The 24,817-nt window shown below is 45.0% G+C and carries 20 protein-coding genes and 1 other RNA gene; 11 read left to right on the forward strand and 10 right to left on the reverse strand.

Features of this window, described 5'->3' with window-relative positions; genetic code table 11:
- The first annotated feature begins 316 nt into the window (after positions 1-316).
- A complete protein-coding gene (locus BLW60_RS09620) occupies positions 317-871 on the forward strand; it encodes a Trm112 family protein (RefSeq protein WP_139283398.1) in 555 nt (184 codons plus the stop codon).
- A gap of 121 nt (positions 872-992) precedes the next feature.
- Here the strand turns inward: BLW60_RS09620 and BLW60_RS09625 are convergent, their stop codons facing one another.
- Entirely contained in the window at positions 993-1,775 is a 783-nt protein-coding gene (locus BLW60_RS09625; protein WP_074716808.1) for a sigma-70 family RNA polymerase sigma factor, read from the reverse strand.
- Positions 1,762-2,859, reverse strand: a complete 1,098-nt coding sequence (locus BLW60_RS09630) for a DUF6076 domain-containing protein (RefSeq protein ID WP_074716810.1) — start codon at positions 2,857-2,859, stop codon at positions 1,762-1,764. Before BLW60_RS09630 ends, BLW60_RS09625 begins: the two co-directional genes overlap by 14 nt.
- 233 nt (positions 2,860-3,092) lie before the next feature.
- On the opposite strand from BLW60_RS09630, the gene BLW60_RS09635 reads away from it, so the two are divergent.
- From BLW60_RS09635 to BLW60_RS09655, 5 genes are all read left to right on the forward strand, one after another.
- Positions 3,093-4,154 (forward strand): AAA family ATPase, encoded by a 1,062-nt coding sequence (locus BLW60_RS09635; protein WP_074716812.1) that lies wholly within the window; start codon positions 3,093-3,095, stop codon positions 4,152-4,154.
- A 441-nt stretch (positions 4,155-4,595) separates the two neighbouring features.
- On the forward strand, positions 4,596-5,015 hold the full coding sequence (locus tag BLW60_RS09640; RefSeq protein WP_139283399.1) for a hypothetical protein: 420 nt from the start codon (positions 4,596-4,598) through the stop codon (positions 5,013-5,015).
- Positions 5,008-5,436 carry a CopG family ribbon-helix-helix protein gene (locus BLW60_RS09645; protein ID WP_074716816.1) on the forward strand — a complete coding sequence of 143 codons (429 nt, stop codon included), beginning with the start codon at positions 5,008-5,010 and terminating at the stop codon, positions 5,434-5,436. Before BLW60_RS09640 ends, BLW60_RS09645 begins: the two co-directional genes overlap by 8 nt.
- Positions 5,437-6,038: 602 nt before the next feature.
- Positions 6,039-6,233: a helix-turn-helix domain-containing protein gene (locus BLW60_RS09650; RefSeq protein WP_028518167.1), complete on the forward strand. Its 195-nt coding sequence runs from the start codon at positions 6,039-6,041 to the stop codon at positions 6,231-6,233.
- 101 nt (positions 6,234-6,334) lie between these two features.
- Complete coding sequence (locus BLW60_RS09655; protein WP_074716818.1) at positions 6,335-7,606, forward strand: tyrosine-type recombinase/integrase; 1,272 nt, start codon at positions 6,335-6,337, stop codon at positions 7,604-7,606.
- Positions 7,607-7,749: 143 nt separating this feature from the next.
- On the opposite strand, the gene ssrA is transcribed toward BLW60_RS09655, so the two are convergent.
- The 6 genes from ssrA to BLW60_RS09685 all read right to left on the reverse strand — a co-directional run bounded on the left by ssrA (position 7,750) and on the right by BLW60_RS09685 (position 13,208).
- Positions 7,750-8,119: a transfer-messenger RNA gene (gene ssrA / locus BLW60_RS09660) on the reverse strand.
- Between the two features lie 194 nt (positions 8,120-8,313).
- A complete protein-coding gene (locus tag BLW60_RS09665; protein WP_074716820.1) occupies positions 8,314-9,435 on the reverse strand; it encodes a S66 family peptidase in 1,122 nt (373 codons plus the stop codon).
- Between the two features lie 14 nt (positions 9,436-9,449).
- Positions 9,450-9,998, reverse strand: coding sequence for a hypothetical protein (locus BLW60_RS09670; protein WP_074716822.1), 549 nt, complete (start codon positions 9,996-9,998; stop codon positions 9,450-9,452).
- Positions 9,999-10,005: 7 nt separating this feature from the next.
- Entirely contained in the window at positions 10,006-10,470 is a 465-nt protein-coding gene (gene smpB, locus BLW60_RS09675; protein ID WP_074716824.1) for an SsrA-binding protein SmpB, read from the reverse strand.
- A 177-nt stretch (positions 10,471-10,647) separates the two neighbouring features.
- A complete protein-coding gene (locus tag BLW60_RS09680) occupies positions 10,648-12,660 on the reverse strand; it encodes a hypothetical protein (protein WP_074716826.1) in 2,013 nt (670 codons plus the stop codon).
- Positions 12,657-13,208 (reverse strand): RNA polymerase sigma factor, encoded by a 552-nt coding sequence (locus BLW60_RS09685; protein WP_074716828.1) that lies wholly within the window; start codon positions 13,206-13,208, stop codon positions 12,657-12,659. The genes BLW60_RS09680 and BLW60_RS09685 overlap by 4 nt, the downstream gene beginning before the upstream one ends.
- A gap of 217 nt (positions 13,209-13,425) precedes the next feature.
- On the opposite strand from BLW60_RS09685, the gene BLW60_RS09690 reads away from it, so the two are divergent.
- Both BLW60_RS09690 and BLW60_RS09695 read left to right on the forward strand, forming a co-directional pair.
- On the forward strand, positions 13,426-13,779 hold the full coding sequence (locus BLW60_RS09690) for a hypothetical protein (RefSeq protein WP_074716830.1): 354 nt from the start codon (positions 13,426-13,428) through the stop codon (positions 13,777-13,779).
- A 315-nt stretch (positions 13,780-14,094) separates the two neighbouring features.
- Positions 14,095-17,532, forward strand: a complete 3,438-nt coding sequence (locus BLW60_RS09695) for a beta-xylosidase family glycoside hydrolase (protein WP_074716832.1) — start codon at positions 14,095-14,097, stop codon at positions 17,530-17,532.
- A gap of 171 nt (positions 17,533-17,703) precedes the next feature.
- Here BLW60_RS09695 and BLW60_RS09700 read toward each other — a convergent pair whose 3' ends face one another.
- Positions 17,704-19,101, reverse strand: coding sequence for an MATE family efflux transporter (locus BLW60_RS09700; protein WP_074716834.1), 1,398 nt, complete (start codon positions 19,099-19,101; stop codon positions 17,704-17,706).
- Between the two features lie 222 nt (positions 19,102-19,323).
- Between BLW60_RS09700 and BLW60_RS09705 the strand changes: the two genes are divergently transcribed.
- Positions 19,324-22,170 (forward strand): carbohydrate-binding protein, encoded by a 2,847-nt coding sequence (locus BLW60_RS09705; RefSeq protein WP_074716836.1) that lies wholly within the window; start codon positions 19,324-19,326, stop codon positions 22,168-22,170.
- A 57-nt stretch (positions 22,171-22,227) separates the two neighbouring features.
- Here BLW60_RS09705 and BLW60_RS09710 read toward each other — a convergent pair whose 3' ends face one another.
- A complete protein-coding gene (locus BLW60_RS09710; protein WP_347496402.1) occupies positions 22,228-22,815 on the reverse strand; it encodes a nitroreductase family protein in 588 nt (195 codons plus the stop codon).
- Between the two features lie 168 nt (positions 22,816-22,983).
- Between BLW60_RS09710 and BLW60_RS09715 the strand changes: the two genes are divergently transcribed.
- On the forward strand, positions 22,984-23,439 hold the full coding sequence (locus BLW60_RS09715) for a GNAT family N-acetyltransferase (RefSeq protein ID WP_074716840.1): 456 nt from the start codon (positions 22,984-22,986) through the stop codon (positions 23,437-23,439).
- A complete protein-coding gene (locus tag BLW60_RS09720; protein WP_074716842.1) occupies positions 23,436-24,542 on the forward strand; it encodes an SLC13 family permease in 1,107 nt (368 codons plus the stop codon). The genes BLW60_RS09715 and BLW60_RS09720 overlap by 4 nt, the downstream gene beginning before the upstream one ends.
- Positions 24,543-24,817: the final 275 nt, after the last annotated feature.

Raw genomic sequence — 24,817 nt, forward strand, 5'->3', positions numbered from 1 at the left:
GGAAAAAACGGAAAATTATCAAATGGAGGACTTTCCCTTTCCGGTTTTATTATTTATATTCTACCAGATTTTTGGGTGTTTGTCGACTGCTCTTTCAGTATAACACTTCATCGTGAAATTGATGATTTTCGCAATCATTTTGAGTTACTGTTCACTTCATGCGACGAAAGTGTTCATTCTTGCCGACGGCACTGTTCAACTTGTGCGGCCGAAGTGTTCATTTTGGGGCGACATATTCACTTGACAGTGCCGCGATGTTATGCTATAATTAATGCTGTAATTGTTACGAACATAAATCGGAAGTTAGGTGATAGATTTGAATTTTATCAGGAAGAATTATCCTTCAGTAGAATTACATAGCCTTGATGAGGTTTGTGATTATTTCAGCAAAAGATTATCAGAGTTCGATGAACTATACGATTATTTCAAACGGTATAAATTCGACTCGGATGATTCTATTCTTGAAAATCTGCATTCTTTATTTTCGATAGAAATTGAGAAAGAAGATGTACATGAATTACTGAATCTTCCATTTGAAAAAGTATATCATTGTCCAGAATGCGGCGGAAATATAGTTGTTGAATCTGAGCAAATGGTTATGAAGTGCTTTGACTGCCATTCAGTATTCAAATTAGATGAAAAATATATATGCCCGATATGTAATAACGAATTGTTTTTTGATAAGGAATCTGAAAAAATGATATGCAGTTCCTGTGGCTTGACATTTTCTCCACAGAGATTTGCCAAGCCACATAATAATTGGTTATTAAATGAAGTGGGAGATGGCTGGGAAAAGGTAACTCCGGATGGAAAGCATCATAATGCATCACCGCTTCCAAAGTCTGATATATACCCAAATCCATATAGATAACTTCTGATTTAGCTTAGCAGTCGAAAAAACAATGCCACTGAGTGGGGCGTAACACTCAGTGGCAAAACTTCTATATAGGCATCAGCTCATCGTCTCGGTGATTAATAATTCATATGGTTTATCAACGAAACAAACATAAGTAGCCGTTTATCCAATACTTGATCTCGCTGTCCCAGACATACTCATACAGCTTTTCAAGAGCCCTGGCTATCTTCTTTTGGGCAGCATTTCTCGTGATCATAAGCATATCGGCAATATCAGCAACAGACATCTTCTCATAGCCGAATATTCCCAGGTAGCAGCCAAGAATGTGCTGTTGTTCTGCTTTCAGTTTGGCATACTTCTGTCTTAGCAATGGATATACGGCTCGCTGGATAGCTTTCTTGCGGACATTATCACCGATTGGAGCAATGCGTGGATTCTGGTCTTCATCGGTATTGTCATCATATGAGACCATGAGCTGTTCATAGTGAAAAGTGAAGTTCAGACAGTCTATGACCAGCTTCTCCTTTATATTCAGTTCCTTGGCTATATCCTCAATACTTAGTCCGTCACCATGCAGCTTCTTGCACTTGCGTATCTGTGTCATAGTGCCGTGAGGGATATTGATGAGTCCATAGTATTCTTCAATATATCTCCACATCTTGCCGAAGATAAACGGATACAGATATGTCTGGAGCTTGCTTATAGTTGGATCAAACTTCTTTTCACAGATACGCTCCACGAATTCCAATGCACCGACCTGTTCAAGATCCTGCTGCATATCCTCAGACAGCTTCAGTCCGCTTCGCTTGGCAATATCAGCAACAATATTATGGATATAGCCTATATTCTGTCTGTACAGCCTGTCAAGAGCTGTATCATTGCCGCTATAATACTGCTTAATCAGTTCATCCGTTTTCATCTTTCACCGCCTTTGGACGTCCACGCTTTGGTGGTTCAATACCGCACAGCTTGTACAGGTTATCAGAGGACATTTGCTTCTCGAATTCCTGATCACTGTACTTTGGTGATGTGGCAGCTATGTGATATATGGCTTCTGCTTTGTTCAATAATGTGTCGCGGACTTCTACCGTAATAGTTCCGCGCTGACAGCTTCGCATGATTCGGTGTACCGCTTTCTTGTATGTCTGATACTTTGGATTGTTGTCGTTACTATCTTTGATATGTGTCTTCCTGTATGCTATCTGCTTACAAGTAAACTTAGGATCTTCAAGCGACGTCTTGTCGCAGAAGCGTGTTCTGTATGCGTTGGTTGAAAGGTAGAATCGTTTGCAGTGCTCGCACCTGCGGATACAGTGACCTGTCATAAGACCCTTCATATAGTCGATTTTCAGTAAGGATTGCAGTGAAGATGTGTGATAATACTCAGCAATAATGTATTCACCGCTGCCCTCGGATTTTTCTCTCGGCACAAGAGTGAACGAGGTGAGCGTATCGTGATATTTGTATATGCCTTCGCTATGCTGTATCGGATTTATAATGTACTTGTACGCTGAAGGTGAGGAGACAAAATCATAATATGCCGCAGCATAGTTCCAGGGCTCACATTTTCCGAGGTTCATTATCCAGTTTTTAATAAAGACAAAGATAGTCTGATTAAAGCTGTAAATATCTGAAATTATATCACCATATTTCAAAACCAGCGGAAGGAATGATATTGTTTTTTCAAGGATATCATCACTGCTTACTAATGAACGAATTGTTTTGACAGATGCACCTATTACTTGAAAGATCTTATGTCTGCGCAGCAGACTGTCAATTTCGAAAAGTTTATCTATCCATAAATCAAGGTCCTTTTCATCAAGGTTTTCATTAAGCTTTTCGGGTACTATCATATCCTTCAGTTTTTTATGCTTATCTTTTATCTCATGGTACTCATCGGGAGTAATATTCAGGCAGGACTCGGTAAGCTCACCGAGAAGAAAGTCCTGTCCGTCGACTTCAATTGTCTTTCCTTTGACGTAAAAACAAATATCAGAAAACATATGTTCTATCACCTCCGATTATAGTATATCACATCCAAAATCAAATTGCAAGTAAAATTGTCGTTTTTAATAAAAAATAATTGTTACCTGATTATATGCAAAATCAAAAAACTGTACCATAATATATTTAGAGGGCAAAACGCTTCGCATTTCGCGGAGCGTTTTTTTGCTGTCAAAATAAAGGGGGGATAGTTATAGGAAACGAATTAAAAATCTACAACAGCGAGTACATTATGACAACTCCGCTGGAAAAACAGGAGTACATCATCTACAAAATGATGTACCCGGGACTGTATATCCTTGCAGGCGCACCTAAGATAGGCAAGTCTTGGTTAGCGTTGGACTTGTGTATGTCGGTTGCAAACGGCGAACAGTTTCTCAAACACGATACGAATACAGGTCAGGTATTGTATCTCAGTCTTGAGGACAACCTTCTGCGCTTGCAGAACAGGATATACGAACTCACAGATGAACCTTGTGAGAACTTGAACTTTGCAATCGAAGCGCAATCAATAGGCAATGGTCTTGAAGAAGAACTTGAAAAGAGTAAGCAGAAACTTCCGAATCTGAAAGTGATTGTTATTGATACGCTTCAGAAAGTCAGGTGCAATACTGATGTCAATTACGGCTCTGACTACAAAGAACTTTCTGTGCTGAAAGCGCTTGCGGACAAGCTGAAAGTTGCAATACTTGTTGTACATCACACTCGCAAGTGTTATGACAGCGATCCGTTTAATATGGTATCAGGCTCGACAGGAATCATCGGAAGTGTTGACGGTATCTTGGTGATGATAGAAGAGCGTCGCGGCAGCGGTAAAGCTAAACTCCATTGCGCAGGTCGTGACATCGAACACCTTGAATTGAACTTGGAGTTTGCAAATCACAGGTGGAACGTGGTTGATGTTGTGCCGGAGCATAAGCCCGACCTTTTCTCTTTTGCAATACATGATTTGATGGTCGATGAAAAACGTTTTACAGGTTCGGCGACTGAACTCTGCAAGCTGATGTACAAACGCTTCGGTCAAGAGTATGCTCCCAACTGGATGACGAGAAATCTTGTTCAGCACACCGATGAATTAAAAGTGTACGGAGTGCAATTCAGTATGCGGAGAAGTCATGGCTCACGAATACTTGAACTTGTTTATGACCAGTCGGGTGACAGTAAAAATGGAAGCCTGCTGTGGGTAGAAATTGCTGACCATACCGGCACCCGAAATTCAGAAAACGTCTATTTACCTTTGTTTGAGGTGAGTGACGGTAAAAATGCGGGTGACGGCATATGTGGTTCAGGGTGACGGTATAGTGCTCTCGGGTGACAGTAAAATCACGCACAAAAACGCCCATTTTTGCCGCCAATACAGAAATCGTGTAGTTATCCCACCTGCGGCGGTGAAAGCGATTGTGGCGCAACGTGGAGCAAGTGTGGCGATACCGCACAGATACTATCGGCAGAGGGAAAAGTGAAGGTGATATCATCACCGTGAAAGGAGTGGTCAGAGTGGAAAAATATCTGAAAATCGGGCAGTGACTGTCTGTTGCAGGATAAAGTTTCGGGGTCGCAGCCCCCGAAACGGTCACAGCGGAACGGCAAAGCCGACCGCAAAATAGCAGAAAAAGAGGGGTCCGCTAAAAGGAGTCGTAACTTCGCTGAGTGTTACGGTTCAGGAGTCGGAAATGAAAGAATCAGCGAAACATAGGACAATAAACGGTGTCGGAGAGTAATAATGGAGGGGAATATGGAGAAAAAGGAAAAACAGGCGGTGTGGCTCTACCCTAGGACAAAAGAGCTGATGGTCGATCATTTGAAGGCGGCAAATGCTACATCTCAGAGTGACTTCATTGAGAAAGCGATAAGGTTTTATTCAGGCTACCTCGATTGCAATTCGGGTACCGCAACGGAGTATCTCGCGCACGTTCTGACTTCAATTATCGATGGAATTGTCAAAGGCTCGGAGTACAGGATCAACCGCGGGCTCTTCAAGCTGGCGGTGGAGTCGGCTATGCAGTCTCACATTATCGCGGCAGTAAATGATGTTGACGACGAAACGATTGACGACCTCAGGGGAATGTGTGTCGATGAAGTTGCTCACATCAACGGCGTGATAAACTTCGAGAGAGCATACGATTATCAGAAAGGGGATGATGACGATGAGTGAAAAAGTGAGAACAGGGATATATATTTCTGAGGACTTGCTCCGCGAGTGCGACGAGTATCTTTCCAAGAACGACGGCAGCCGCTCGGAGCTTATCGAGTCTGCGCTGAGATTTTATCTCGCAACGAGGAAGATAAAAGACAAGTCGGAGGTGCTTGTCCCTGAGCTTGCAGAGTGCATAGCCGCGGCAAGTGACGAAGGCATAACGAAAATCTCAAAGGGACTTTTCCGTTACGCAGTAGAGGTCGAAATGCTCATTGCACTGCTGGCGGAGACTTTCGAAGTCAGCAAGAATCACCTCAAAGACGTCCGCCGTGAGGCTGTCAACAACGTCCGCAGAACGAGAGGAAAGGTCAACCTCGATGACCTTATCATGCGTAATGAGCGTGAAGGTATCGTCGATAATGATGACTCCCCGATATAGGGACTCGACTATCGTGACGGTACTTGAAGTCCCAAAACAGGACTGCACTCTATCCTTGCTCAGCACCGAGTTCCCGAAATGGGAATTCGGTATGGTGGGATGAAACATCCCGTCATGACGATGGGGTGGTGAATCGCCACCTCGCCACCTGAGTCGGCAAATCGCAGACGCAGTAAAGGGGCATCCAAAGCGGACTGAGCTGATGTATGGAAACACGACGGCAGCTCACGGTGAACGCTGCGTTCACCGTACTGCACTCGCCCTGATTCGGGGCAGGTGGTGAACAGATTGTTCAGTACCGACAGGCGTTGACGAAACGGCAGCACCTTCATATCATCCATATCGGAAGGCATGAGCTGACAGAACAATTCGTTCGGTCAGGAGATGGAGTAACAAAACGTGACGGCATCTCAATCACCAAAGGATGTCACAAAACGTGACATCCTTTGCAATAAGGGTATCGTGAAAAACTATACCCTTAACATTAATCGAGGGTACGGTAATTCACCGTACCCTTTAATTCTAAGTAAAGGAATGATAAAAGTGAACAATTCAAATCACACAGGAAACGAGATAAAGACAATGAGAAGGAGTATGATCGAATGGCTGAAAACAAAACAGAGACTAAAATCGTAATGCTTACCATAAAGCAGGCGGCAGCTCTGGTGGAGGGGCTGACCGAATACAGAGTCCGCCAGATGTGCCTGAGCGGTCAGGTGCCGCACATCATGGCAGGCAACAAATATCTTATCAACAAGGAATTATTCCTGAAATATCTGCGCGGGGAGACCGCGTAAAAAAATAGTGGAAATGGCGCGTTTTTTCTGGACTTCCGTACCGAGTTGTGGTATGATGTCGTTGGCAAAAACGCGCCATATTTATGAAGGAGGGAAAATATATGGCGACTATAAGAAAAAGACCGAATGGTTCATTCGAGATAAAAGTATCATGCGGCTACGATATTTACGGAAGGCAGCATAATCAGTACAAAAGCTATTACCCCGAACCCGGCATGACACCTCGTCAGATCGATAAAGAGGTCAACAAACAGGCGGTGCTGTTCGAGGAGGAGTGCAAGAAAGGTCAGATAACATCGGCGGTCAAGTTTGAGACATTCGCCGAGCAGTGGTTTGATGAGTACGCAAAGGTCAACCTGAGACCGACCACATTCTCAAAAATGCGGCAGGTCACCAAGCGAATCTACGCTGCCATCGGACACAAGCGTATGGACAAGATAACGTCCAGAGACATACAAATGTTCATCACCGACCTTATTGTGAACGGCAGGCACATGGTCACAGGCAAGCCGTTGTCACGAAAGACTGCTATACATCACCTGAGCTTTATCAGCGATATATTCAGCTATGCTATCCGTATGGGAATGCTGACGGACAATCCGTGCAGCCGAGTTGTGATACCAAAACTGGAGCAGAAGGAAAAGGAGATATACACCCTTGACGAAGTGAAGAAGCTGTTTGAAGATCTGGGCTATGAGCCTATGTGGTTTCAGGTCTACATAACACTGGCGATATACAGCGGCTTCCGAAGGAGCGAAATGCTGGGACTGGAGTGGAAGGACATCGACTTTGACTACAACACCATAAGAGTCCGCAGAACTTCACATTACACACCTGCAAAGGGAATCTACACGGATACTACAAAAACTAAGAAGTCTCAGCGAGTGGCAAAGTTCCCCGAGGACGTAATGGATATGCTGAAGAAGTACCGCAAGGAGCAGAGAAAAGAAGCTCGTCGGCTGGGAACGAAGTGGGAAGATAACGACAGGCTGTTCACCAAATGGAACGGTTCACCCATGTATCCGGAAATGCCGTACAAGTATCTGAAAAGCTACTGCGAGAAGATTGACATACCCTTCCGTGGCATACATTCACTGCGGCACCTTCACGCTTCACTTCTCATCTACGAGGGCATAGACGTAGTAGCTGTGTCAGCCGATATGGGACACAGTATCGTAGGAACGACCCTGAACCTGTACTCCCATATGTTCCAGGAGGCAAGAGCAAGAAACTGTGATGCCATAACCAATGCACTGAGATTTACTCGAGAGGGGAAAGACGCTAAACCTAAGTCCGCAAAGGAGGCTGAACCTGACATTGACGAAGATGAGGACGAGCTTGAAGAAGAAAATATGGAGCAGACTATGGCATAAAAATACTCCGCAGAGCCAGAACTCTGCGGAGCGTCTGATATTGTTAAATAAAAAAATAAGTGGTCAATAAGTGGTTGAGAGCACTTTTAAAAAAGAACGAGCTCGCAAAATGGCTATTCTAAGCCGTTTGCGAGCCTTGCTTCTAGTGGAGGCGAGGGGAATTGAACCCCTGTCCGAAAGCCCATTCATGCAACTTTCTACGAGCGTATTTTACCTATTATGATTCCCTGAGTCTGCCGCCGATAAACGGGCTGTAGTCACAGGTAGTCCGTATACAACTGACGGACACGGACACTTCCGACAGTCGTTCACCGCTCATCGATGCCCAAGCGAGAGCCGCGGTACTCCCTCGGTGGACAGAAGCTGACTTAAGCAGCTACCAGTTCGCTATTTCTAGAAACTGTAATGTTATTTCTTGCGTTTATATTTAAACGTGGCGCAGGTTATGGAGATCACGCCATTCTCCGCTCGCTTATCACACTTCAAGACCCCCGTCGAAACCTTTACGCCCCCATATGAATGAGGGTACAGGTTGGGGAGCTTTAGTGCTCCATTAACATTATAACTTGTTTCTGCTGATTTGTCAACAGTGAATATTGTCACGGCTTGTTATTTTTGATCGCAACTTATACACAACTTTGCGGAACGCTTAGGGCGGCGTTCCCTACAGAAAGGGATCTGTCAACAGCAAACGGTGACGTTATTTGTTACAGCAGGGTTATCTCCTGCCTGTCTGCGTCAACATGAGCCATAGCACCGTATGGCAGCACAGCTCTAGGAGCCGAATGACCGAAGTTCACATTATAAAGCATTGGGAGCTCTGCATTATCAACGGCTTCGCGCCATACAGATTTGTACTCCTCATAATACTTTTCGTTCATTGGCTTGCCTATGATGATACCGTTTATATTCCCGAAAACTCCCTCATTTTTCAGAGCAGTGAGGTATTCTCTCAGCGTTTCGGGAGCAGGCATTACTTCGCTTGTTTCGGCAAAGAGTATCTTTCCGCGCCATTCCTCGGCATTTGGGAAGATATTGTATTTTCTTGTTATTTCGCTCTGCTTTATGAAGTCCTCTTTGAAATGAGGATATTTCTCCAATTCATCTGAGAGCATATCGCCGAACCTGTCTATATTTCCACTCATGAGCATCTCGCCCATACTGTCGATACAGCCGCCCAGAAGCTCGCCCTCGAATACGGGACTGCCCTGTAAGAGCTCATAGCCGTGCTCTTCTTTGTGAGATACGGGAGCAGTACCAACAGCAGCAGATGAAAAGTCAGTCCTCTCCTCATACCACACATCTGAGGGAGTTATCTTCCTGCCGTGATATGGTGCAAAACAGCTCTCGAACTGAGCCTTTGAGTAGGGGAGCATATCTCCCGAAAGCTCTGCCAAGTCGCACATGAAAGCCTGACCGTAGAAGGTCTGTAAGCCCAGTCTGTGAAACATCAGGTGGTTATTGGTAGTGTCTGAAAATCCCAGAAAGAACTTAGGGTGCTGCCGAACCGCATTTATGAACTCCTCATCTTCCATGAGATAAGGGAAGGTGCGGAAAGTCTCGATACCGCCGATAGCGCAGATGATACCCTTTACCGAGTCATCGGGGAAAGCTGCTTTAAGGTCGGCAGCTCTTGCTTCTGGGTGCTTCATTATGAAGTCCGTACCCATAAGAGCGTGCTGCGTGAAAACAGGTTCGAGACCGAATCTGCGGAGCATTTTTATACCCAGTTCCTTTTCGTGAGTGCAGTACGGCTCACCGAGTATACCGCTCGAAAGACTTATAACAGCGACCTTATCGCCTTTTTTCAATGGTTCTGGGAATAACATAGAAAAATCATCTCTTAATAGAATATTTTTATTGACCTTATTTTTTCGTCATTAAAACTGAATACTATACAAATGCTTTCGCTATTGCCATAGGTGTATGAAGTTTCCGTTTTCTCATCCGGTTCGCCAAAGGCATTGATAATATCTGATCTGCATGAATCATACCCGATACCGGAGATGCTGAAATCGCTGTTCGGAATATCATCATCTATGTACAATCCTCTTATATCATTATTATTTGACAGATCTATAAAGCCGATATTCTTGTCCTTGTAGTACAGCGTATAAGTAGATATATCACTGCCGTCATACGGTATGGAATTTGCCGCAGTATAATCATCACTGAAACTATCAAATGATGAAGGAAAAGATACTTTTTCATTGTACAGGATAACATTATCCAGCATTTTCTGAACAATATCCTGTGTATCGGAAGAAGTTGTCCCGATTGTTTCAGATGTAGTATCAATAATGCTGTCCTTGTCGGACGGTTTTACATCATGTCCGCAGCCAACTAATAGCGTGATCGTTATAAGAAATATCGGAAGAATACGTTTTTTCATAAAACTCCTATTGATTGCGTGATTTGATATTGCGGTCGATCTCGCGGTTTGCATCGCGCTTTGCGATATCGGCACGTTTGTCGTAGAGCTTTTTACCCTTGCACAGTCCCACCTGCATTTTCACTCTTGAGTCCTTGAAATAAAGGCTCAGAGGGATAAGTGACAGACCTTCCTGTTTAAGAGTACCGTATAGTTTATTTATCTCGCGCTTGTGCATGAGGAGCTTTCTGACTCTCATGGGATCGCGGTTAAAGATGTTGCCTTTCTCATATGGAGATATGTGCATACCGCGGACGAAAAGCTCGCCCTTGTCGATAGAGCACCACGAGTCTTTAAGATTAACGCCGCCCTGACGGATAGACTTTACCTCAGTACCCACAAGCTCAATGCCTGCTTCGTAGGATTCGAGGACAAAATAATCGTGACGGGCTTTGCGGTTTTCAGCAATGGTCTTAGTACCTTTTGAGCGCATTTTATCATCTCCTGTTCATGTTAAAATTATACACTATGCCGCAGAAATTGTCAACCTGTTATTGAAGTGATATGGAGAGCTTTTTGCAGTTTTTGGTCATACGGAAAAGATGTCTCGTGCAAACAAAGTCGGCTCGGAAAAAACTCCGAGCCGTAAACAAGATGTTTCGATCATACTTTAATGTTTTCCGCCGCAGGCATCATAAACTGCATTGAAAATATCTTCGGGTATCTTTACAAAATACCAGCCCAGCGGCTCATATCCAACGTAACCGCCCTCGATAAGGCGAAGTTTTACGGTCGTACCGTCAGTCATTGAAAGTATGAGATGTGCCTGATTTTTATCATATATGCTGTTGTCCGAACTGTCGGGGTTCCATGTATAGACGAATCCACCGCTGTCCAACTGTGACATGAATTCCTTCCATGTTTCCTCGCTGATATCAGCGTCTTGGAGATTTTCCCTGTTCCAATCCCAGTCATCGTGATACTGAAATCTGACAGCTTCGGTGTTTTCGCTGATATGAAGTCTGTCCTCAAAAAGCTCTGAGCCCGATGCAAGGTCAATGCCGTTGAGATCATCAAGAAACTGTATAAAAGCTTTCTGTTCGTTGTTCTCATCTTCGTATTCCGAGTAAATACATATACGGAAGGTGGTATCATAGCCCTTTACCGAATAGACCTCGCCCGATACCGAAGATGCGAATTCAGTTGCATACTCGTCCTGCGATGACCATTCATCTATATTTCCTTTGGCAGTTCCGAGGTGTTCACCGATAAGGTGCTTTATACCTTCGGCTTCATTTCCCGTATAAGTATAAGCCTGAGTATATATGCGCCCCTGATATACCACGAGACCGATCATATCCATGTTTGCTGTGTCTGAGGTCTCGGGCAGCTCTATTGCAGGGATATGCACTGCTTTTGCGGAGCTTTCCGGCATATTGACCTCGAATGTGATATCAGGTGTAAAATCGTTGAGATATTCTGAATTGACCGCAGGTACATAGAAAATGCCGTAGTCTTTCAGTCCGTTAGCCATATTGAGTTTTGAAGCATCGAGCTCGATATAGAATTTATAATAGGGCTGATAGTATTCTTCACCGTTATTTCTGTAGATAAGCTCTGTTTTGGATATATCGCTGTCTGTGATTTTACCGTTTTTCAGGAAATCAGCGGGGACTGTGCTGAAATAGTAGCCGTTTATTAAAAGCTCTGCGGCATTTTTTTCTGTTATTATCGGGTAATTCCCCATGTATTCAGAAGTATAGCTCGGATTATTAAGCCATATGCACATCAGGTCTCCGTTATCATCGGGAGCAAATTCTGCGTAGGAGAGACTGAAATTGAGTATATCCTGTACGGTATCGCCTGTTTTATTGAAAACATAATAGCTGCGCGATTCAGCTCCCGAATATGTTCTGTCGGCGTAAGAATAGCACACGGGGGAACTGTATCCGAGAAGCTCTGCATACTCCTTTGACAGATAACGAAGAGTTTTTTCAGCTTCCGCCGATGAGGTATTGCTGTATGAAAAACTGTATTTATCAGGCAGACTGCGGCTTGAAAACTCGGCTTTTACCTTGCCGTTGCCGTAAACAGTCAAAGTGATATTGTTGCTGCACCTTGCTTCAAGTGAATAGACAGAGTTCATTATATCGTCGGAAATCCCGCCCTGAACAAAGTCTCTTACATACGTTGCTTTGGTATCGTTTATTTTTGTTTTTAGTGCTGAAGCAGCATTTTTTGCGATCTCGTTCATCTTTTCCTCGGAGAGATATACCGCACCTACTGCGTACGAGTTTTCACCGCTTTGGTTTGCGAGATTTCTGTAAACAGGCAGTGAACTGAGTGTCATATCCGATGTCCACGGTGAGGGCGTATCGAGCTCGGAGATATCATAAGCCATTACCCCCTCATAGCCCATTGAACCGAAAACAACATCGGCATTGATTTTTTCCGTTCCTGTTTTTGTTTCGTCATAAATTATCTGAGATGCAGAGTTCAGCGGTACAGAGCTGCCTTTATTTATCTTCGGCAGAAGTATCGCACAAGCAGCTGCTGCCGCACAGATACCGCCGAGAGCTGTCCACTTTATGATGTTTTTCTTTTTCTTTGGAGCTGTCAGCTCGGGAATGAGTTTTTCATCGACATCGCCTATAACATCAAGAAGAATGTCTCTGTTTTTCATATACCTGCACCTTCCTTTCTCAAATGCTCTCTCAGCTTGTCACGGACGCGCTGCAAGATCATTTTTACTGCCCCCTCTGATATGCTGTATCTGTTAGCGATATCAGCAACGGGCATCATGTACCAATAGCGAAGGAGAAAGATATTACGGTTCTTTTCGGGAAGAGCACTGAGGAAGCTGTTTATCAGCTCACGCAGTGCGAGCCTGTCCTCAATTGTGCTTTCCTCACCGATACATTCTCCCAGCTCATCGAGACAAAGAGCGGTCTGTCCGCCGCCGTACTTCTGGGCTCTGTCCCTGCGGTATCTGTCTATGGCAAGATTTCGGGTTATCCTGCCGAAGAATACCGACAGCCTTTTCGGCTTTTCGGGAGGTATGGCGTTCCATGCGCGAAGCCACGTATCATTTACGCACTCCTCGGTATCTTCCTGCGAGTGTAAGATATTATCGGCTATGGTACTGCAATAAGCACCGTATTTTGCATCGCTCTCTTTTATGGCAGCCTGATCCTTCTGCCAGTAAAGATCAATGATATGTTTATCTTCCATAGTACACCTCCTTAATGCCCCTTCACCAATATAGACGAAAAAAGTACAGCTTGGGTAACGGTCGGTATTTGAGAATATAAAGGTATTATATCATAGAAAGAATTTTAATGCAATTTTACACCGCGCCTGTTGCTATTTTTGAATTTATATGTTATAATGTATATTAAGCAGACCAAGGGGTGGTCTGAATGATATAGTAAACGAAAGGGGTAATACTATGAGAAGAGGTTATGGAAGAGGCTACGGATTATTCGACCTTCTTTTTGACGGCATCAATGCAGCAGGAAGGTATATCGCTGACGAAAGGCGTGAAGCCCGCGGTGAAGCACAGCGTAATACCGAATATATCGGTGATATAAGCGGCAGCAGGGGACTTGATTTTGCAGAGCTGCTTCGTGCGGACATGGAACGGGAAAAGGAAATGCGTGAAAGTACCGAAAGACAGCAGCGTGAAAAGTACAATTTCAGCGACAGGAGTGCTGCAATGGACGATCTTTTCGCAGGCAGCGGTACAAATAATAACGGCAGTGGCGGCAGCAATAACGGCGGCTTCGGCGGCGGACAATACTGAAAGTACATGAGAGCAGACGATTTGTCTGCTCTTTTTTTATATCTTGGAACATTGTGTGCATACAAATATGTTAAAATTATGAGGATTTTGATAAAATTCAAACATAAATCGTGATATATTAATATAAAAGACGCATTTTGTCCACCAAATCTGTATTATTTAGGTTGCTTATATTATGACAAAGTGATAAAATTAATGTGGATAAAAGGTACGAAAATAGTCAAATGTTATATATAGGCAATATAACATAATGACGTGTATTGGAAGCGTACATCGAAACGCTTTACAGGGGAATTAAATAAGGAGGAATAACACATGAGAAGTATTAATCCTAAAAAGGCTGCATTGTCTGTTTTGCTTGCAGCTTCTATTGCTGTGCCCTCAGTTACATCATCTTTAAGCATGGTGACTACTGCGGCATCTACAGTATCCAATCCTATCATCTGGTCGGACGTTCCCGATGATGATATCATCAGAGTTGGCGATACATATTACATGGTAAGTACTACCATGTTCTTCAGCCCTGTTGCTCCAATAATGAAGTCCACCGACCTCGTTAACTGGGAGATATGCAATTATGTATGTACAACATATGCCAACGGTGATGTTCAGAACCTTACAAACGGCAAGAACGACTACTCTCATGGACAGTGGGCTACAAGCCTTCGATACAATGAAAAGAGCGGCAAGTATTACGCTTTCTTCGGCAGCTATGGTTCAAACAAGTCCTATATATGCTCTACCGATGATATCGAGCACGGCGAGTGGTCGAGAGTAGAGCTTAACGGTATGTACCATGATGCTTCTATCCTCTTTGATGAGGACGGAAGAAACTATCTCGTATACGGCGCAGGCGGAACCTGTAACATCAAGGAGTTCAACTCCGATATGACGGGCTGGAAGTCGGGCGGACTGGAAAAGCAGCTCTTCAAGACCAACTTCAACAACCTTGCAGGCGAGGGCTGGCATATCCATAAGATAAACGGCTATTACTATATACTTGGTATCGCATGGCCGTCAGGTCACGGCAGACTTGAATTCTGCTACCGTTCAAAGAGCCTCACAGGCAACTGGGAGAGCAAGACACTTCTCGATTCGAGCTTAGGCTCATACGGTGCAGGCGTTGCACAGGGCGGTATCGTTGATACTCCCGACGGAAAGTGGTACGGACTTCTTTTCCAGGATCACGGCTCGGTAGGACGTATACCTGTACTCGTTCCCGTAACATGGCAGAACGACTGGCCCATGATGGGCGTAAACGGAAAAGCTCCTCTCACACTTGACCTCGGTTCGGGCAAGGGCACAGACCTTGCAGGTGATGACAGCTTCGACTACTCCTCAAACGACTTAGCTCTCGAGTGGCAGTGGAATCACAATCCAGATAACAGTGCATGGTCGGTCACAGAGCGTGAGGGCTGGCTCCGTCTTAAAAACAAGACACTTGCTTCACATCTTCTCAATGCAAGAAATACCCTTACCATGCGTACAGAAGGACCTGCCTGCAGCAGCTACATAAAGCTTGATGCATCAAACATGAAGGCAGGCGACTACGCAGGTCTTTCAGCATTCCAGCTCAAATACGGCTGTATCGGTGTCTATGTGACAGACAGCGGTCAGAAGAAGGTATATATGTCCATAAACAGCGGCAATGAAGTTGGAAACAGTGCCAACAAGATAGTTGCCGAGCAGAATATGAGCGGGGATGAAGTATACCTCAAGGTGGACTTCAAGTTCGCAACAGTAAATTCGGACGGAAGTTCGTCCAATAATATAGACAAGGCTAATTTCTACTATTCATATGATGGTCAGAACTGGACAAAGCTCGGTCAGGAACTGTCCATGAGCTACGACTTAAAGCTCTTTACAGGCTACCGCAGCGGTATCTACAGCTATCCTACAAAGTCAACAGGCGGCTACGCTGATATCGACTTCTTCGAGTATGACCGTCAGACATGGAACGGCTGCAACGGCAGCAAGGTGCTCAGCGGCTCACCTGTTGTTATCGAGCCTGATGAGAACGGTTATTACTTCCACAATACATTCGATACAAGTGCTGATTCATGGACAGGCAGAGGCTCTGCAAAGGTATCAGCTGACAAGACAGAGTATTATGCAGGTTCGGGTTCTATTGCCTGCACAGGCAGAGAAGCAAGCTGGAATGGTGCTGTACGTACACTTTCCTCATCTGTATTCAAGGCAGGTCAGGAGTACAGCTTCAGTACTATCGTTAAGTATACGGAAGGTCCTGCTTCACAGAAATTCTACCTTACTCTCCAGTACAATGACGGTACTGAGGTACAGTATGACAAGATAGCTATAGTTGATGCCGTACCAAAGGGCGAGTGGGTACAGCTTGCAAATACAAATTACAAGATACCTGAGGGAGCTTCAGACCTTCAGATGTATGTTGAGACAGACAAAGACGAGTACAGCTTCTATGTTGATGAGGCTATCGGTGCAGTTGCAGGAACTGTAATAGACGGACCTAAGGCAGCTGTAGTTACAACAACCACAGCACCTCCTGTTGTGACGACTACAACAGCTCCCGTACCCGTACAGGACCTCAAGGATATACTTAATGCCAAGGTATCAAAGTGGGGCGACGCAAACGGTGACGGCGGTGTAGATATGGGCGACGTTGTACTTATCATGCAGTCACTTGCAAATCCTAACAAGTACGCTCTTACAGAGCCGGGCATATACAATGCAGACGTAAGCGAAGCAGGCGGCGGTATTACCGCAAACGATGCCCTTTCTATACAGAAGTACCTCTTAGGTTCTATCAGCAAGCTCCCTGAGGGCTACGCTGAAAATATCAAGACAGTTTCCGCACCTGCAACAACTACCACAACAACTACAACTACTACGACTACTACTACCACAACTACAACTGCACCAAAGTCTACATTCAACTATAATGCTAATCTCCAGTACCGCGCTAACGACAAATATCTGAACCAGTGCTCACAGGCAGGAAAGGTAGTCAAGGAAAACTATACAGGTATCAACGGAAACAAGTCGATGAACGTTTATCTCCCATACGGCTATGATGAAAGCAAGAAGTACAACGTATTCTATCTCATGCACGGCGGCGGAGAGAACGAGAATACCATATTCAGCAGCGATGTCAAGATGCAGAATATCCTCGACAATATGATAATGAACGGCGAGCTTGAACCTATGATCGTTGTAACTCCTACATTCAACGGCTGTCCTTCAAATGACGGAAATATGGGTGCAGGCACAGTATGGAACGAGATGCGACAGAGCATAATCCCATACGTTGAAGGCAAGTATTCAACATACGCTGAGAAGGATACTTCACTCGACAACCTCAAGGCTACAAGGTATCACCGTGCATACGGCGGATTTTCAATGGGCGGCGGTTCAACATGGAATATGCTCATAAACAATCTTGATATCTGCGCATACTATATGCCTCTGTCAGGTCACTGCTGGGGCGGTGTACAGGGCGTTCAGAATGCTATCGACAAGTCAGGATTCAGCCAGAGAGAGTACTTCGTTCTCGCTGCTACAGGAGATCAGGATCTTGCATACCAGAATATGCTGGGACTTATCAATCCTCTCAAGCAGGATACAAAGCGCTTCACATACACATCTGACTTCTCAAAGGGTAATTTCTACTTCCTCGTTGCAAACAGCAATGACGGAATAAAGAAGACTCACTGGTGGGGCTATGTAAGATGGTACATCTACGATGCACTTCCTTACTTCTTCCACGAGGGACAGTAATATATCACAATGTAAACGGTGGTTATCAGGGTGATAACTCTTTCAAGCACATCTTTGCAGTTTCGTTCGTGCAGTATTTACAGCCTGATCCTGACCATTTGATACAACAATTTCCTCAAATGAGAAACACCGCGGCTTCTACCCTCGAAGCGGCGGCGTTTCGCTATATATTCAAATATCATCGACTATGTTGTTTATCCACACATTGCTGCGCACCATGAAATAACCGATGAAAACCTTGACTATCTCTGACAGGGTAACTACAGCAAATACGATGCGTATGTCAAGTGAGGTGAAATAAGAAAGAACTGCGGCAAGCGGTATCATCAGCAGCCATGTGAAGCCAAAGTCGAAAAGGAAGGTGATGCCTGTTTTTCCGCCGCTTCTCAGAGTGAAGTAGCAGGCGTTGGTGTAGCCCCACATGGGCATAGCAAGAGCCTGTATGATTATCATGTATGCGGCAAGTGAACGCACGGAGGCTTCCGTGTTGTAGAATTTCGGGAAAAGTCCTGCAAGGGGCATCATACATACAGCTACAACAGAGGCTGCGGCAACTGCAAAGAAAAGCAGCTTGTTGTCAAGGTCACGGGCTTCTTTGAGCTTGTTTGCACCGAGCTTTGCTCCCACGAGTATGGCGATACAAGCTCCCATTTGCAGATATATCGAGCTGAAAAGGTTTGTCATGGTGCTTGATATGTTCCTTGCGGCTACGACCTCGGTACTGCGGACGGAATAGCACTGTGCGACTACAGACATTCCCAGCGACCAGAGAAATTCGTTTATAAACAGGGGAGTACCTCGTCTGATTATATCTGCGGTAAGTCTGCGCGGTATGCGGAAGCCGTGAAAAGCTCCCACGATGTATTTGTTGCGCTGAGGGTGAGTGTGCGCCCAGACTACCACTACAAGGGCTTCCACAGTCTTTGCGATGACAGTTGCGATAGCTGCACCTTTTACGCCCATTGCAGGCATACCCAGCTTGCCGAAGATGAGACCGTAGTCAAGCAGCACATTTACGCCCACAGCGGACATAGCTCCTGCCATAGGAATACGTGTTTCTCCGCATTCGCGGACTATACTTGAATAAGCCTGACCAATGGCAAAGGGGATAAGGCTGAATACCATTATCCTCAGATAATCCATGCCGTATACCAGTATTTCCTCAGACTGCTGAGGATCGCTTTCCTTGCTGATGAACAGCTTTATCAGGGGCGAGCCGAAAATCTCGAATATAATTGCTGCGGCAATTATGATAGCCGTGCATATGAGCAGTCTGAAACGGAAGGTGTACTTCTGACCTTCATGGTCGCCCTTGCCGAAAAACTGCGCTCCGAATATGCTCGGACCTGCAACTGCACCGAATACGGTAACGTTGAAAACGAATATGAACTGGTTGACTATGGATACGCCGCTCATAGGCTCGGTACCCATACTGCCCACCATGATATTGTCTATGAGACTTACAAAATTGGTGACGAGATTTTGCAGTATCATGGGAATTACCATGCTTAGAACTATCCTGTAGAACGCTCTGTCGCCAATGAATTTCTTTCTGAATTGCGAAAACATAAATACCTCCTGTTGAATAGGAAATATTATAACATAGGGAGGATAAAAAAGTCAAGGGGGAGATATAGCTTTATTACCAAAAAAGAAATAAAAGTTGTATTATTATGCAGCTTATTGTATTATAATTAAGATAATGGATAAAAATATAGCTATCATGCACAAAAGCAAGAGATGAAATGATAGTATAGAATGGGATATTAAAATTAAATAAGGAGGAATACTATGATCCTGAAACGAATGTCAGCAATCGCTGTCAGTCTGGCAGCAGTCATGTCAGCCGTTAATGTGGGCAGTTTCTCTGTTGCTTCAACAGCCGCAGGTACACAGGCAGTATTTTTCGTTGCGCCTGACGGAAGTGACAGCGGTGACGGAACTATCGAAGCACCATTTGCCACACTTGAAAAGGCAAGGGACGAGGTGCGCAAGATCAACGGTGATATGACGGGAGATATCGTTGTGTATCTCCGCGGCGGTGATTATCGCCTTACACAGCCCGTTGAATTTGATACCCGTGACTCGGGTACAGGCGGATTTAATGTAAGATATGAGGCGTATGACAAGGAAGTCCCTGTCATCAATGGTGCTCAGCAGGTAACAGGCTGGACTAAATACAACGACAAGCTCTGGTCAGCCCCTCTTGACAGAGATATCAAGCTGAGGAATCTCTATGTCAACGACCGCCGCGCTAATATGGGCAGCGTACAGGTGCAGGCAAAGGGCGGCTACGGAGATTACCACGTTACCGCAGGTCAGGGCGACTGGGCATGGGACTCTGGCAAGAAGAGTGACGGTATCGTTTACGATGCAGGCTCTATGCCGCGTATCACCTCAAACTTTGATGATCTTGAGGTAGTGAACGGCACTACATGGAACGAGAATATCGTCTGCTCACGCGATATCAAGTACGACGGCGGAAGCATGATACTTCTCATGCAACAGCCTTACGGTGCTATAGCTCAGACTCCGGGCTGGGGAGCAGGCTTCTCTACAGGCGGCACTCATACCATATACAATGCCTTTTCGTTCGTTGACAGCGAGGGCGAGTTCTTCTTTGACAAGACTCAGAAGGTGCTGTACTACTACCCTCGCAGCGGCGAGGATATGACAAGTGCTGACGTTGAAGCTCCTGTTGCTGACGGACTTATCAAGATAGCAGGAAAGTCCACAAGCGACCGTGTCCAGAATATAAGCTTCAGCGGCATAACCTTTGCAAATACGGATTATCAGCTTACAGAGGTTGCAGGCTCTCACGGTAAGACCACCTGTCAGGCAGCTCAGAGCTATACCGCTTTTGCGGACTCCAACTGGCATTCCAAGAAGTATGAAATGGTTGATACTCTCCCTGCTGCTATACATATTACCAACAGCGACAACATAAAGCTCACAGGCAATGTTGTAAAGCATACAGGTGCGGACGGTATCTCAATGACCAATGATGTTATAAATTCCGAGGTAAGCGGAAACTTCATTACCGATATCACTTCCAGCGGTATCACAGTAGGTCACCCACAGCATATCTACATAGGTGATGCTGCATGGAACAATCACGAGAAGTTCCCGAAAGAGGTGGAGGGAATATGCAAGAACGACCTTATAACTCAGAATTTACTCTATGATATAAGCGTAGTACACGGCTTCGGCGGCTGTGCAGCTATTACAGCTTACTTTGTTGAGTCCGTAAAGATACTAAGCAATACTATCGAGAAAACTGCATACAACGGCATACATCTTGGCTGGGGCTGGTGCAACTTCAAGGACAGCACCACCTGCCACGATAATATGATATGCTATAACAGAGTTATCAATTCGCTGAACCGACTCCATGACAGCGGCGGTATCTATACTATCGGTCAGATGCCGGGTACTGTTATCAACGAGAACTACATACAGGGCATACCCGCAGGCGGTCCGGGAGCTCCTACCTACGGACTCCATAACGATGAGGGTACAACCTACATCGAGGAGAATGACAACGTTCTCGAAATAAGCCCTAACGTAACTTATACTATCAACTGTGAGGAATACGGCGACAAGCACCACCTCACAATAAAGCGCACTTATGCTACAGTAAACAAAATGGGCAAGAACCCACCATACAGCGACATTGATATTCCTATCGTAGTATCCGATAATGTATGGCCTTTTGCTCAGTACAAGGTGTGTGTAAATTCGGGTATTTCCGATGAATATCGCAGCCTTATGCCAACATGGCTGAAATCTGAAGCTGATTATGCGTTCCCTGCAAGCTGTGCAACTACAGGCGGCAGCAAGCTCCCTGTAAGAAAGGTTGACGGCAATATATGGATAGCTCCCGACGGCACAACAAGCTTCAAGGCAGGAGCTGACATGACAAGAGCAGGCGGAAGCGCAGGAAGTATCAGAACTCCTTCAGAGGAAGGCGAGTACCGTATTTACGTGCTTGACAGAGAAGGAAAGGTTCTCAGCAAGTCCAGCCATATCCTCCGTATAAAGGGAATGGGCGGCAATGACAGCAATGTCATCGAAGCTGAGAATTACGATTACAAGTCAGGCATAGATATCGAGAACTGCTCAGAGGGCGGAAGCGATGTAGGCTATATCGAGAACGGCGACTACATAGGCTTCAAGGACATCGACCTTACAGGTGCGGATAAGATCGACTTCCGTGTAGCTTCTAACGGCTCTGACGCTGTACTTGAAGTACGTCTGGACTCTCCAGACGGAAAGCTCATAGGCAGTACTGAGATCACGAACACTGGCGGCTGGCAGGAATGGATTACAAAGACCTGTAACATCGAAGCCACAAGCGGCAAGCATGACGTATATCTGGTATTCACAGGCGGAGAGAGCTACCTTTTCAACATCAACTGGTGGAAGCCCAATACTCCTGCTGAGGAATATATACTCGGAGACCTCAACGGTGACGGCATCGTAGATATTTTCGACCTTTGCAGTATGCGCAATGCTGCTGTAGACGGTGACGCAGAAAGGTTCGAGGCAGCAGATATCAACGGCGACAGTGTTATCGACGAGAACGACCTTGTTCTGCTGAAAAAGTTCATATCAGGCGAAATAAAGGCATTTGTCTGATAATGGTATAAAAAACGAAGTCCGAAGGCGGTCTTGATGACTGCTTTCGGACTTTTCTTATCTGTATTCAACGACATCGTCGAGCCTTTTTCGCGGTCTTGGGTATGGAGCTTCATCTGCGTAACCGAGGGCAACTGCGCCTATAAGCTGGGCAGTAGTCCCGATGTAACTGACAAGCTCATTGTACGCAAAAGAGGTATTTGCTATCCACAGTGTACCGAGTCCAAGCTCTGTAGCTTTGAGGAGCATATTTTCTATGGCTGCACCGATAGACAGGCTGTCGCATATTTCGGTTATACGTGCAAAAGCGTCTATATCCGCAAACGGAGAGCTGCCGTTGGTATTCAGGACTATTATTATCGTGGGAGCTTCCTGCATTATTTTCAGCGTATTGAAAGCGTCTGACAGTAAATATTCCGAGTTTGGCATATGCGCAAGCTCTTCCTTTGTTTTTATGAGTCCCTTTTCCATTGCACTAAGAAGCTCATTTTTTGAGCTGCCGCTGTAAACGATGAACTTCCACGGCTGTCTGTTCTTGGCTGACGGCGCAAGTATTGCAGCACTGAGTATTTCGTCTGTAAGCTTTTTGTCAACGGGACGTGAGCTGTATTTTCTGATGCTTCTTCTGTCTTTTATCTGGTCCATTATTACATCTCCCGAAAGGTTTTATTTGTATAGTTATCATTATACAATGAGTTGTTCTCTGTGTCAATATGCCATATCTCAGCACATAAAAATAGCCGTGTTTATTGTTGACGTTGGTCGAAAAAAGTGGTATAATCTTTTTTGCAGTTAATGCGAAAGGAAGATAATATGAAAAAGGATATAAGTATTCGTGAGCTTACGGCTGACGATAAAGCCGAAGTTATGGCAATGATGAGGGAGTTTTACGACTCTCCTGCGGTCATACACAAGTCGTCGGACAGCATACTCGAAAAGGACTTTGACGACTGTATCAGTGATATGCCGTTCCTGCGCGGATTTATGCTTGAATTTAACGGCGAGGCAGCAGGCTATGCCATGACTGCACTGGGCTACACCACTGAGTACGGCGGCATTTGCGTATGGCTTGAGGATCTGTATATAAAGCCCGAGTACCGCAGATTTGGTATAGGCAGTGAGCTTTTGAAGTTTATTGAAAAGGAATTCCCACAGGCTGTCCGCTTCAAGCTTGAGATAGAAGAGGAAAACGAAGCGGCTTTTTCATGCTATTTCAATAAGGGCTATAGGCTCTCGCATTACGGTCTTATGACCAAGGAGACGGTATGACAAGAGTACAAAAATTTATAAAGGCACAGCCTGTACTTGTTATATCACTTCTCCTCGCCATAGCAACTATGTTCATAATACCGCCCGATAAGGAGTACATCGGCTATTGCAACAGGACAGTTCTCATTGAGCTTTTCGCACTTATGGCGGCTGTAGCAGGACTTCGCAGCATAGGCATATTCGATAAGCTGACCCGTGTCATACTGAGCAAAACGGGAACAGTCCGCAGACTGGGTGCAGTTCTTACGCTGATATGCTTTTTCAGTGCAATGCTTGTTACAAATGATGTTGCACTCATAACCTTTGTACCGCTGACGCTGCTTATCTACAGCAGTATCAATGACAGCAAAAGCCTTATACTTACGGTAGTTCTCGAAACAGCGGCGGCAAATCTCGGAAGTATGATGACTCCCGTAGGAAATCCGCAGAACCTGTTTCTGTATGATAAGTACGGACTTACAGCAATGACTTTCCTGAAAACTATGCTCCCTGTTGGAGCTGTCGGACTCGCGGCTGTAATGGGACTTACGCTGCTTCTGCCTAAGGATAAATGCAAAGCTCCCGAAAGCAGGGATACTGAGATACCAAAGTTCAAAGCGGCGGTATATACGGGACTTTTCCTTGTGTGCATAGCAGCGGTGTTCAGACTTATCCCTGACTGGGTATGCCTTATAGCTGCACTTGCTGCGGCTTTGGTATGCGATATCAAGCTGCTGGGTAAAGTAGATTATGCACTGCTTGCAACGTTTGTGGGTTTCTTTGTGTTTGTGGGAAATATCGCAAGAATAGAGGCTGTAAGCGACTTCTTCTCGCGTATCCTCACAGGCAGGGAGCTTATCTCGGCGGCACTCCTTTCACAGGTCATAAGCAATGTACCTGCGGCAGTAATGCTTGCAGAGTTCACGGATAACGGTACACAGCTTCTCCTCGGAGTTGATATAGGCGGCTTCGGAACGCTTATCGCATCACTGGCAAGCCTTATCTCGTTCCAGCTCTACCGCAAGGACGAGAAAGCTCAGACAGGCAGATATTTTGCAGTTTTTTCAGTTATAAACTTTGCACTGCTGGCGCTTCTTTTAGGAGTTCAGTTCTTAATAAGCTAAGATGTAGGACGGATATTATCCGTCCTTTTTTATATGCTTGTGTCTGTAAAAGTGCCTTTCTGTAATAGGGCTGAAAAATTGCAAAAATCAATGGAAAACCATTGATTATCAGAAAAATATTTTTGTAATTCTGCTATATGCACAAAAATAGTCGGCAGAATTTGTACGGAAGGTCTAACAGATGCCGAGAGGTTAAAAACTTAGCGACAAAGGGTATTTGTTCTTTTATGTAATATAATGATGTTATGCTGTTTTTATATGTCATTATTTTGCAT

Origin of the sequence: Ruminococcus flavefaciens (genome assembly GCF_900108555.1) — a bacterium.
Lineage (GTDB): Bacteria > Bacillota > Clostridia > Oscillospirales > Ruminococcaceae > Ruminococcus > Ruminococcus flavefaciens_P.